Origin of the sequence: Saccharothrix sp. NPDC042600 (assembly GCF_040647305.1) — a bacterium.
In the GTDB taxonomy this organism is placed as follows: domain Bacteria; phylum Actinomycetota; class Actinomycetes; order Mycobacteriales; family Pseudonocardiaceae; genus Actinosynnema; species Actinosynnema mutabilis.
Window position 1 is genome coordinate 1 of record NZ_JBEZBW010000166.1, and the last position, 11,391, is coordinate 11,391.

Here is an 11,391-nt window from a genome sequence, read left to right on the forward strand (position 1 = left end):
AAAAACTTTTTGGCCCGACCCCCGAAAAGTGTGGTAGCCCTTCGGGCAGGTCATACGGTGGGGAACACGAAGGCCCCTTGTGGCTGGGAGCCCAACCCAAAGCCGCCGCTGCGCGGCGAAAGCGCCGGCGCGCGGCGGAGCGTGCCGCTGCGCGTTAGTGTGCCGCGTCGTCCCAGGAACGGCCGAAGCCGACTGAGACCTCCATCGGCACGGACAGTTCGTACGCCCGCCCCATTTGCTCGCGGACCAGGGTCTCCACTGCTTCCCGCTCCCCCTCCGCGACCTCCAGCACCAGTTCGTCGTGCACCTGGAGCAGCATTCGCGAGCGCAGGCCGGCCTCCGCCAACGCCCGGAAGACGCCGAGCATCGCCACCTTGATGATGTCCGCCGCCGAACCCTGGATCGGCGCGTTGAGCGCCATCCGCTCGGCCATCTCCCGCCGCTGGCGGTTGTCGCTGGTCAGGTCGGGCAGGTAGCGCCGCCGGCCCAGGATGGTCTCCGTGTAGCCCTTCTTCCGGGCGTCCTCGACGACCGCGTGCAGGTAGTCGCGCACGCCGCCGAAGCGGGCGAAGTACGCCTCCTTCTGCTCCCGCGCCTCGGCCGTGGAGATGCGCAGCTGTTGCGCCAGGCCGAACTCCGACAGGCCGTACGCCAGGCCGTACGACATCGCCTTCACGCGTCGCCGCTGCTCACCCGTCACCTCCGTGGTCGGCACGGAGAACGCCCGTGATGCCACGAACGTGTGGAGGTCTTCACCCGACCGGAACGCCTCGATCAGGCCCTCGTCCTCGGACAGGTGGGCCATGATGCGCATCTCGATCTGGCTGTAGTCGGCGGTCATCAGCTCCGCGAAGCCCGGACCGACCACGAAGGCCTCGCGGATGCGCCGGCCCTCCTCGGTGCGGATCGGGATGTTCTGCAGGTTCGGGTCCGTCGAGGACAGCCGGCCGGTCGCGGCGATGGTCTGGTGGAACGTCGTGTGGATGCGGCCGTCGTCGGCGACCGACTTCAGCAGGCCGTCCACGGTGGACTTGAGCCGGGTGACGTCCCGGTGCGCCAGCAGGTGCTGCAGGAACGGGTGCTGCGTGGCCTCGAACAGGTTCTGCAGCGCGTCCGCGTCGGTGGTGTACCCGGTCTTGGTCTTCTTGGTCTTCGGCATGTTCAGCTCGTCGAACAGCACCGTCTGGAGCTGCTTGGGCGAGCCGAGGTTGATCTCCTTGCCGATCACCGAGTACGCGTCCTGCGCGGCCTGCTTCACGCCCGCCGCGAAGTGCGCCTCCAGGGCCGCGAGGTGCTCGGAGTCGATCGCGATGCCGACCGCCTCGACCTCGTCGAGCACGTGCATCAGCGGCAGTTCCAGGTCGGCCAGCAGGTGCGCCTGGCCGGTCTCGACCAGCTGCGCGTCCAGCGCGTCGGCCAGCTCGGCCACCGCGAACGCCCGCAGGATCACCGCCTGGGCGGTCTTCTCCCGCTCCTCCGCCTCGTCGGCCAGCAGCGACAGCTGGCCGTCGGAGGACTCCTCCGCGCGCAGCTCGCGCTTGAGGTAGCGCAGCGCCAGGTCGTCCAGGCTGAACGACCGCTGCCCCGGCCGCACCAGGTACGCCGCCAGCGCCGTGTCGCTGGTGGTCCCGCGCAGCGTCCAGCCGCGCGCGCGGACGGCCCGCAGCGGCAGCTTCAGGTCGTGGGCGGCCTTGGGCTGGTCGGGGTCGGCGAGCCACGCGGCCAGCGCCCGCTCGTCCTCCTCGGTCAGCGCGGCGACCTCGACGTACCCGCCCTCGCCGCCGGCGAACCCGAGGCCTTCCAGGTCCACGCCGGTGTGCTTGAACGCCAGCCCGACCCGCCGGCCGCGCGCGTGGGCGTCCAGCCACGCCGCCAGCGCGCCGGGCTCGATGGCGCCGCCGGAGACCTCGAAGCCCTCCTCGGCCTCGGGCTCGGCGGTGGACAGGGTGGCGAACAGCCGGTCGCGCAGGACCCGGAACTCCAGCTCGTCGAACAGCCGGTGCACGGCGTCGCGGTCCCAGGGCTTCGCCACGAGGTCGGCGGGCCCGACGGGCAGCTCGACGTCCCGGACCAGCTCGGTGAGCTGCCGGTTGAGCATGATGTTGTTCAGGTTCGCCCGGATCGCGTCACCGGTCTTGCCGGGCACCTCGTCCACGTGGTCGATCAGGCCGTTGAGCGACCCGAACTGGTTGAGCAGCTTCACGATCGTCTTGGGACCCACGCCCGGGGTGTTGGGCAGGTTGTCCGAGGAGTCGCCGCGCACGGCCGCGTAGTCGGCGTAGAGCGCGGGCGCGACGCCCTGCTTCTCCAGCACCAGCTCGGGGGTGTAGCGGGCCATCTCCGACACGCCCTTGACCGGGTACAACACGGTCACCTTGTCGTTGACCAGCTGCAACGCGTCCCGGTCGCCGGTACAGATGAGGACGTCGTAGCCCAGCTCCGTCGCCTGCGTGGTGAGCGTGGCGATGACGTCGTCGGCCTCGTAGTTCTCCTTCTCCAGCGTGGGGATCTGGAGGGCCGCCAGCACGTCCTGGATCAGGCTGACCTGGCCGCGGAACTCGTCCGGTGTCGCGCTGCGACCGGCCTTGTACTCGGCGTAGGCCTCGGTGCGGAAGGTCTTGCGCGAGACGTCGAACGCGACCGCGATGTGGGTGGGCTGCTCGTCGCGCAGCAGGTTGATCAGCATCGAGGTGAAGCCGTAGACCGCGTTGGTGGTCTGCCCCGTGCCGGTCTGGAAGTTCTCCTTGGGCAGCGCGAAGAACGCCCGGTAGGCCATCGAGTGGCCGTCGACCAGCAGCAGGCGGGAGGCTTCTGAAGTGCTCACGGGGCGAGTCTAGGGTGAGGGTCCGACAGTCATGCACCGAGTGGAGCAGCCCGTGAGCCCCAACCCCGAGGACGTCCCCGGCGCCGACCAGGCGGTCGCCGACGAGCAGTTGACCGCCCGGATGGGCATCGAGATCACCCAATGGGATGCCGACCGCCTTGTGGGCACCATGCCGGTGAAGGGCAACCGCCAGCCGTACGGCCTGCTCCACGGCGGTGCGAACGCGACCCTGGCCGAGACGCTGGGCTCGATCGCCGCCGCCATGCACGCCGCCCCCGAGCGCATCGCGGTCGGCCTGGAACTGTCCGTGACCCACCACCGGGGCGTCACCGAGGGCATGGTGACCGGCGTGTGCACCCCCATCCACCGGGGGCGGTCCACGGCCACCTACGAGATCGTCATCACCGACGACCAGGGGCGGCGCTCGTGCACGGCGCGGCTCACGTGCTTCCTCAGGGAAGCGCCTAAGGTCTGAGGGGTGCGCTGGGTACTGGGAGTCGCGGCGGTCCTGTTGGCAGCGGGGTGCACGGACGTGCCCGCGGTCTCCGAACCGCCGCCCGGTTCGGCCTCGCCCACCTACCCGGTCCCCAACGTCCCGGTCCGCCCGGACGAGAAGGTCCTGCGGGTACCGACGGCGGGTGACGGGGAGACCGCGTTCACCCTCCTGGGGCTGACCGCCGAGCTGCCCAGCCTGGTCGGCAGCCACGCGGAGATGCCCGCGAAGGGCCAATACGTCCGGATCAGGATGTCGGTGGTGAACAACGGCCGCAGCAGCGTCCAGTTCAACGCCCGCAAGCACGTCCTGATCGACGACCGGAAGACCGAGCACGCGGTGGACCTGCAGGCGATGCTGATCAAGCGCCAGCCGGACACGTTCGACCTGGGCGCGAACGTCCGCCTGGAGTACGACGTCTACTACGACATCCCGAAGGACGCGAAGCCCCTCGGGATCAAGGTGTTCGGCGGCCCGACCCTGGCCGACCCGCAGGACGCGTCGGGCACCGAGATCCTGCTCGCGCAGTGAACGAAGGCCCGTCCCCTCCGACGCGGAGGGGACGGGCCTTCGCGGCCTAACGCGTCCTCAGTGCCCGCCGAGGTAGGCGGCGCGCACCTGCGGGTCGTCCAACAGGTCCAGGCCCGCGGCCGACTTCACCACGCGGCCGGTCTCCAGGACGTAGGCCCGGTCGGACAGCTTCAGCGCCTGCTGCGCGTTCTGCTCGACCAGGAGCACCGTCGTGCCGCGCTTGTTGATCTCCTTGATGATCTCGAAGATCTGCGCGATCAGCATGGGCGCGAGGCCCATGGACGGCTCGTCGAGCAACAGCACCTTGGGCTTGGTCATCAGGGCCCGGCCGATGGCGATCATCTGCTGCTCGCCGCCGGACATGGTGCCGCCGAACTGGTTCTTGCGCTCGGCCAGCCGCGGGAACAGCCCGTAGACCTCTTCCAGGTCCTTGGTCAGGTCGTCCTTGCGCATGTACGCGCCCATGAGGAGGTTCTCCTGGACGGTCATGCCCGGGAAGACGCCCCGACCCTCGGGGGACTGGCCGATGCCCAGCTGCACGCGCTTGTGGCCGGGCATCTTGGAGATGTCCTGGCCGTTGAACACGACGCTGCCGCTGCTGAGCGGGCGCAGGCCCGAGATGGTCTTCAGGGTGGTCGTCTTGCCGGCGCCGTTCGCGCCGATCAGGGAGACGATCTCACCCTCGTTCACCTGGAGGCTCAGGCCCTTGATCGCGGCGATCTTGCCGTAGTGGACGTGGATGTCCTTGACCTCAAGAAGCATCTTCGGACACCCCCAGGTACGCCTCGATGACCTTCGGGTTGTTCTGCACCTCGTGCGGCAGCCCTTCTGCGATCAGTTGGCCGAAGTCGAGCACCGCGACGCGGTCGCTGACGCCCATGACCAGGCTCATGTCGTGCTCGATCAGCAAGACGGTCCGGCCGCTGTCCCGGATCTTGCGGATCAGCTCCTGCAGCGCGATCTTCTCCGCGGGGTTCATGCCCGCGGCGGGCTCGTCGAGCAGCAGCAGCTTCGGGTCGGTGGCCAGCGCGCGGGCGATCTCCAGCCGGCGCTGGTCGCCGTACGGGAGGTTCTTCGCGGTCTCGGTCATGCGCGCGGAGATGCCGACGAAGTCGAGCAGCTCCCGCGCCAGCTCGCGTCCGCGCCGCTCCTCCTTGCGGTGCCACGGCAGGTTCAGCGTGGCGCCGACGGCACCGGTCTTGTGGTGCGCGTCCGCGCCCACCATCACGTTCTCCAGGGCCGACATGTTGTGGAACAGCCGGATGTTCTGGAACGTGCGGGCGATGCCCTTCTTGGTGATGCGGAACCGCTTGGTGCCGTCGATGCGCTCGCCCTTGAACAGCACCTGGCCCTCGGTGGGCTGGTACACGCCGGTGACCACGTTGAACACGGTGGTCTTGCCGGCGCCGTTCGGGCCGATCAGGGCGAAGATCTCGCCCTCGGCGATGCTGATCTTCGCCTCGCGCAGCGCCACGACGCCGCCGAAGCGCATCGTCACGTTGTCGAGCTGAAGGACGGGAGTGCTCACTTGGCCGCCTCCGTCGTCGAGACATCGGTGTCCGGACCGGGGACCTCGGCGCCCATGGTGCCCATGCCGCCGGTTCCCTCGTGCAGTTCCGCCTTGCGCCGCCGCGACGGCAGCAGGCCCTCCGGCCGCAGCGCCATCATCAGCACCAGCACGCCGCCGAAGACCAGGATGCGGTAGTCGGCGAAGTCGCGGAACCGCTCGGGCAGCCAGCCGATGAGGAACGCGCCCAGGATCACGCCGGGCAGGTTGCCCGAGCCGCCCAGCACGACCGCGGCGAGGATCGTCGCGGACAGGATGAACGGGAACGTGTTGGGCTCGATGAACACGGCCTTGCCGGCGTAGATGCCGCCCGCCAGGCCACCGATCATCGCGCCGATGGCGAAGGCCAGCAGCTTGAACTTGAACGTCGGCACGCCCATCAGCTCGGCGGCGTCCTCGTCCTCGCGGATCGCGGCCCACGCGCGGCCCACGCGCGACTTCTGCAGCCGCACCGAGAAGATGATGACCACGACGATCGCGGCGATCATCAGGTAGTAGTACGGCGCCGGGTCGAGCAGGAACTTGGTGCCGAAGATGGGCGGCGGGTGCGGGACGCCGGTGATGCCGCGGGCGCCGCCGATCTCGTCGGTGTTGTTCGCGGTGATGCGGACGATCTCACCGAAGCCCAGCGTCACGATCGCGAGGTAGTCGCCGCGCAACCGCAGCGTCGGCGCGCCGAGGATGACGCCCGAGACGGCGGCCAGCGCGATGCCGAACACGACCGTGGCCCAGTAGTTCCAGCCGTACTGGGTGCCGTAGTAGGCGACCGAGTAGCCGCCGATGGCGAAGAACGCCACGAACCCGAGGTCGAGCAGACCGGCCTGGCCGACGACCACGTTGAGGCCGATGGCCAGCAGGATGTAGGTGCCGATCGGGTAGACCAGGACGCTGGTCCAGTCCGAGCCGGGCGACATGATCTGCCCGATCGCGGGCGCCGGCAGGATCAGCGCGCCGACCACGAGTGCGATGTAGACCAGGTAGCGCTGCCAGACCTTGGCGTGCTCCCACCAGTCGCGCATGCGGTCGAAGCCGTGCCCGATGGCGCCGAAGGCGCCTCGCTTCACGGGAGTCTCTTCCCTCGTCACTTCGTCGCCTTTCATGCGCGTGCCTTTTGCAGCGATTCACCGAGGATGCCGGTGGGCCGGAACATCAGCACGACCACCAGGACGGTGAACGCGATGACGTCCTTCCACTCGGACCCGAGGAAGATCGCGCCCCAGTTCTCGATGAGCCCGAGGACGATGCCGCCGAGCAGGGCGCCGCGCAGGTTGCCGATGCCGCCGAGGACGGCCGCGGTGAACGCCTTGATGCCGAGGACGAACCCGATGAAGTACGAGGTGTTCTCGATCTCCATGACGTAGAGGGAACCGGCCACACCGGCCATCGCGCCGCCGAGCAGGAAGGTGACCCGCACGATGTTGTCGATGCTGACGCCCATGAGGACGGCCGCTTCGGGGTCCTGGGCCGTGGCCCGGATGCCGCGGCCGATGCGCGTCTTGTTCACGACCCGGTCCAGGGTGACCATCACCAGGATGGCCGCGATCACGACGATGACGTGGTCGAGCCGGACCTCGGCGTTGCCGATCTTGAACAGGACGTCGCGGGCGACGTAGCGCGGTGCGGAGGCCTGGTTGCGGCCCGGCTTGTCGATCAGCCAGGGGATCGCGACGAGCGCGAAGAACTCCTGGAGGAACAGCGACGCGCCGATCGCGGAGATCAGGGCGGCCAGTCGGGTCGCGCCGCGCTTGCGCAGCGGCCGGTAGGCCACCGTTTCCAGCAGGACGGCGGCGCCACCGGAGACGGCGGCGGACACGAGCATCAACAGCACGAGCATCCCGACCATCGCGAACCCGGCGAGGGGAGCCGTCGGCGCGAACGCCAGCAGCGTCACCAGGGACGCGAAGGTGCCGATCATGAAGATCTCGGAGTGCGCGAAGTTGATCAGGCGCAGCACGCCGTAGACCATCGTGTAGCCCAGGGCGACCAGCGCGTAGATCGAACCGATCACCAGTCCACCCACCGTGCTGGGTAGGAACTGGTTCAGGAAATCATCAAGCATGACAGGTTTGCCTCACGAGACGGGGCGGGGGAGAGAGCATCTTCGCCATAGTGGCGGGGAGCGGGACGTCGCCATCCAGCACGACGAACCCGCTCCCCAGCGCGCTAACTTGCTTTGAAACTGCCGTCTCGGAGATCAGCCCTCAAGCTTGGCGCTGGCCGACGGGCCGAGCAGCTTGAGGACACCACCCTTGACCTGGTAGACGAAGATGTCGTTGTTCTCGGGCTCGCCGTTGGCCTTGAACTTGATCGGCTTGGACACGCCCTCGAAGCTGACCGTCTTCAGGAAGTTGTTGATCGTGTCCGAGGTGGTGTTGCCCGCCTCGACGGCCTTGATGAAGGCGGTCGCGGCGTCGTAGCCCTCGGTGGCGTAGATGGCCGGGTCGGCGTTGGCGCTCTTCTTGTAGTTGTCGAAGAACGTCTTCAGCGTGCCGGTCACGTCGGCGGACGGGATGTTGCAGGGGCAGCCGACGACGGCGCCCTCGGCCGCGGTCGCGCCCGCGCCGCTGACCAGCTGCTGGTCCAGCGAGCCGTCGCCGGAGGCGAAGGTCGCGGACACGCCGCCGTCACGCAGCTGCTTGAGCAGGCGACCGCCCTGGGCGTAGTAGCCGCCGAAGAAGATGATGTCCGGGTTGGCGGACTTCACCTTGGTGACGGTCGAGGAGTAGTCCGACGCGTCCTTCGCGAACTTGTCGTTCTCGACCGCGACGCCCTTCTCCTTCAGCGTCTTGGTGACGGCCTCGGCGATGCCGACGCTGTACTCCTGGTCGTCGGAGAGGACGAACGCCTTCTTCGGGGACTTCGCCTTGATCAGGAAGTCGGCGATGCCGGGGCCCTGGTCGTCGTCGTTGGCCACGACGCGGTGCCAGTAGGTCCAGCCGTTCTTCGCCAGGCCCGGGTTCGTGGCGGACGGCGAGACGCTGGGGATCTTGTTCTCCTCCAGGGTGCCGCCGATGGCCTTGGACTCACCGGAGAACGCCGGCCCGATGAGGGCGACGATCTTGTCGGTGCCGACGGCCTTGGTGATCAGCGAGGTCGCCTGGTCGGGCTTGCCCTGGCTGTCGTACTTGATCAGCTCGATCTTGTTCTTGGGGTTCTTGGCGTTGTACTCGTCGATCGCCATCTTCGCGCCGTTGTACGGCGGGATCACGATCGCCGAGTTCTCGCCGGTGAGGTCACCCATGAACCCGATCTTGACCGTGGTGGAGTCGCCGCCACCCGTGCCACCGCCACCGCCGCCGGCGCAAGCCGCAAGCACCAGCGACGAAGCCGCCGCCAGCGCGAGAACTCGGCCGAGTCGTGCTCCTGACACCGGAATACCTCCCATGACCAACCAGCCCGCCGGTAGGCGGAGCCCTCGCACGAGGGCTTGGGTTAGGGCAGGAACGTAGCTTCAGATGAGTTCCGTGAACAGGTGGTCTTACTGCTCTGTGTCCACATCGTGACGGTAGTCACCGGGCAAATGCGTGCCGGTTAACAGTCTTAAATCCAGCTCAAATAGCCGCAGGTCACAACACCATTGCGGGCAGTAACCAACAATGAGCACGACAGGGCGTCCGATACCCGAACAGGTAACCCTGAACAGGTAACGGACGCCCTGGCGTGGTAAGTGGTCGAACTCAGCCGAAGTTTTCGATGACCGCTTCGGCGACGGCCTTCATGGTCGTGCGGCGGTCCATGGCGGTGCGCTGCACCCACCGGAAAGCCTCGGGCTCCGACAGACCCTGCTTGGTCATCAGCAATCCCTTGGCGCGCTCGACGACCTTTCGCGTCTCCAGGCGCTCGGTGAGGCCGGCGACCTCGTTCTCCAGCGCCTGCAGCTCGGCGAACCGGCTCATCGCCAGCTCGATCGCGGGCACCAGGTCGCGCTTGGCGAACGGCTTGACCAGGTAGGCCATGGCGCCGGCGTCGCGGGCGCGTTCGACCAGGTCGCGCTGGCTGAAGGCGGTCAGGATGACCACCGGGGCGATGCGCTTGCCGGCGATGACGCTGGCGGCCTCGATGCCGTCGACCTTGGGCATCTTGACGTCCATGATGACCAGGTCGGGGCGCAGGTCCTCGGCCAGCGTCACGGCCTCGTCGCCGTCGGCGGCCTGGCCCGCCACCTCGTAGCCCTCCTCGCGGAGCATCTCGACCAGGTCGAGGCGGATCAGGGCTTCGTCCTCGGCCACGAGCACGCGACGGGGCGCGGTCCGCTGGGCCTCGGCAGCCTGTTGGGTCACCGGGGTCCTCCTACAACTCGTCACTGGTGGCTCTCGACGCGGTCGCACCGGCCGAAAGGGCAGTCTACCGGCGCGGGAGCGGCGGACGGCCGGCGTCGCACCGTGATCGCCGACACCGGTGACCCGACGGCGGTCCGCGGCGCCCTGAGCAGGCCTTCCGCCGCCCGCGCGTGAAAGTTGTTCACATGGTCGTCTTCTGCGGCGGCTCCCACCAGCCGGTGACGCCCTCGGGCCACTCGAAGTCGCCCAGCGCCTCCTCGCCCGCCGGGTCGGGCGGTTCGACCTCCCGCAGGTAGAGGTCGTACCAGCCGGTGCCCAGGCCCAGCCCGCCGGTGGCGCTGGGCACCTCGGTGGCGCCCGGGACGCCGAAGACGGGGTGCAGCAGGCGGTCGGCGACGGTCGTGACGCCGAGGCTCTGCGGCCATTCCAGCCACCACTCGTCCCCGCGGGGCAGCGACCGCAGCCAGGGGGCGGTGGTGAACAGGTGGTAGCGGCGCAGGACGGCGCTGCCCAGCCCGTTGGGGCGGGGGTGTTGGTCGAGGTGCTCCTCCTCGACCGCGGTCAGCGGACCCTCGATGAACGGTCCGTGCAGGTCACGGCCCTTGAGGAGGGTGTGGACGTACTTCATGCCGACCGCCCAGGCGGCGTCGTCCACGCCGGAGAGGATCGCGCTCGCGTCGAGGTCGAGCAGCCGGAGTTCCACGGACCGGGGGTGCCTCGTCACGCGCAGCCCGGGGACGCCCGCGACCCAGCGGTCCTCGTTCCGGGGCAGGAGTTCGTAGAGGAACGGGCCGAGGGCGTGCTCGGCGAGGTGCAGGCGGACGGTGTCGCCGGGTTGCACGGCGGTGAAGACGTGCGCCGGTCGCAGCATCGAGGCGGGTGGCCGGAGTTGCAGGTGGGAGGCGGCGTCGGTGGCGGTCTGGAGCAGGACGCACTCCAACGACCGCTGGTCGCCGGTGGGCGCGTCGGGCAGGAAGAGCCCTCGGACGTCGGCCCCGCCGCGCAGGGCGTCGACCACCCGCTGCCGCCGGTCGTCGGGCAGGGCGTGCAGCACCGATTTCACGGCCGGAACGGCCTGGGAGAGGTTTTCGCCGGTATAGCCGCGGCGCAGGTCGACCAATTGTTCGGTCAACGACGAACGTGACATCGCGGTCCTCGCTCCCGCCGCCCGGCTCGGCGCACAAGGACGCGGCACACGCGTCAGCTGCTGGTGGAAGGTCAAGCCCGAGGACAGGGGTGCCCACACCCCGCGGCGGATCATGCCACCCGTTTGCCGGGAGGTGGCTCCAGCCTCACGTCTGCCCACACACGCCACCCGAGAGGTTACCAGCCACGGCGAGCGCTTTACCGGGACGCTTTGCCCGCGGAATTGTCGTACCCCGCTGGCAGAATGGTGATCGGGGGCCGGCGGCCACCTGTTGATCGAACGCGAAGCGGCCGTCCGGCGGCGGGAAGTGTGCTCTGTATATACGCTGCCGGGTTGGCTCCGCACAGGCGTGGTGATCGCGGTGTGCGGGCGGGTGCGCGCTTCGGGATCGCGGATTGGGCGGGCGCGGATCCCCCGGGGGCCTTCGGGCGGCGGCTTCTCGGCGGCGGACGGCGGCCCGGCGGTGGCGGTGGCGGTGGGGCCCAGCCTCGCGAGTGCGACCTCCGCCCGAGCGCCCCGCACCCCGGCCGCCTGCCGCCTGACTGCCGC

The 11,391-nt window shown here is 69.1% G+C and carries 10 protein-coding genes; 2 read left to right on the forward strand and 8 right to left on the reverse strand.

What is annotated here, in order from left to right:
- Positions 1–154 precede the first annotated feature (154 nt).
- Positions 155–2,824, reverse strand: a complete 2,670-nt coding sequence (polA, locus tag AB0A74_RS41120; protein ID WP_358258434.1) for a DNA polymerase I — start codon at positions 2,822–2,824, stop codon at positions 155–157.
- A gap of 52 nt (positions 2,825–2,876) precedes the next feature.
- Here polA and AB0A74_RS41125 point away from each other — a divergent pair, with 52 nt between their 5' ends.
- The gene (locus AB0A74_RS41125) at positions 2,877–3,299 is read left to right on the forward strand and encodes a hotdog fold thioesterase (RefSeq protein ID WP_358258436.1); all 423 of its coding nucleotides are present in this window, start codon (positions 2,877–2,879) and stop codon (positions 3,297–3,299) included.
- A 3-nt stretch (positions 3,300–3,302) separates the two neighbouring features.
- Positions 3,303–3,848 carry a DUF4352 domain-containing protein gene (locus tag AB0A74_RS41130; RefSeq protein WP_358258438.1) on the forward strand — a complete coding sequence of 182 codons (546 nt, stop codon included), beginning with the start codon at positions 3,303–3,305 and terminating at the stop codon, positions 3,846–3,848.
- Positions 3,849–3,905: 57 nt separating this feature from the next.
- Here the strand turns inward: AB0A74_RS41130 and AB0A74_RS41135 are convergent, their stop codons facing one another.
- From AB0A74_RS41135 to AB0A74_RS41165, 7 genes are all read right to left on the reverse strand, one after another.
- On the reverse strand, positions 3,906–4,610 hold the full coding sequence (locus AB0A74_RS41135) for an ABC transporter ATP-binding protein (RefSeq protein ID WP_358258440.1): 705 nt from the start codon (positions 4,608–4,610) through the stop codon (positions 3,906–3,908).
- Positions 4,600–5,340, reverse strand: a complete 741-nt coding sequence (locus tag AB0A74_RS41140) for an ABC transporter ATP-binding protein (protein ID WP_358258450.1) — start codon at positions 5,338–5,340, stop codon at positions 4,600–4,602. The genes AB0A74_RS41135 and AB0A74_RS41140 overlap by 11 nt, the downstream gene beginning before the upstream one ends.
- A gap of 32 nt (positions 5,341–5,372) precedes the next feature.
- Positions 5,373–6,515 carry a branched-chain amino acid ABC transporter permease gene (locus AB0A74_RS41145; RefSeq protein WP_358258442.1) on the reverse strand — a complete coding sequence of 381 codons (1,143 nt, stop codon included), beginning with the start codon at positions 6,513–6,515 and terminating at the stop codon, positions 5,373–5,375.
- Entirely contained in the window at positions 6,512–7,474 is a 963-nt protein-coding gene (locus tag AB0A74_RS41150; protein WP_358258444.1) for a branched-chain amino acid ABC transporter permease, read from the reverse strand. The genes AB0A74_RS41145 and AB0A74_RS41150 overlap by 4 nt, the downstream gene beginning before the upstream one ends.
- A 135-nt stretch (positions 7,475–7,609) precedes the next feature.
- Positions 7,610–8,785: a branched-chain amino acid ABC transporter substrate-binding protein gene (locus AB0A74_RS41155; protein ID WP_343934337.1), complete on the reverse strand. Its 1,176-nt coding sequence runs from the start codon at positions 8,783–8,785 to the stop codon at positions 7,610–7,612.
- A gap of 307 nt (positions 8,786–9,092) precedes the next feature.
- The gene (locus AB0A74_RS41160; protein ID WP_358258446.1) at positions 9,093–9,695 is read right to left on the reverse strand and encodes a response regulator; all 603 of its coding nucleotides are present in this window, start codon (positions 9,693–9,695) and stop codon (positions 9,093–9,095) included.
- 181 nt (positions 9,696–9,876) lie between these two features.
- Positions 9,877–10,827: a hypothetical protein gene (locus tag AB0A74_RS41165; protein ID WP_358258448.1), complete on the reverse strand. Its 951-nt coding sequence runs from the start codon at positions 10,825–10,827 to the stop codon at positions 9,877–9,879.
- Positions 10,828–11,391 lie beyond the last annotated feature (564 nt).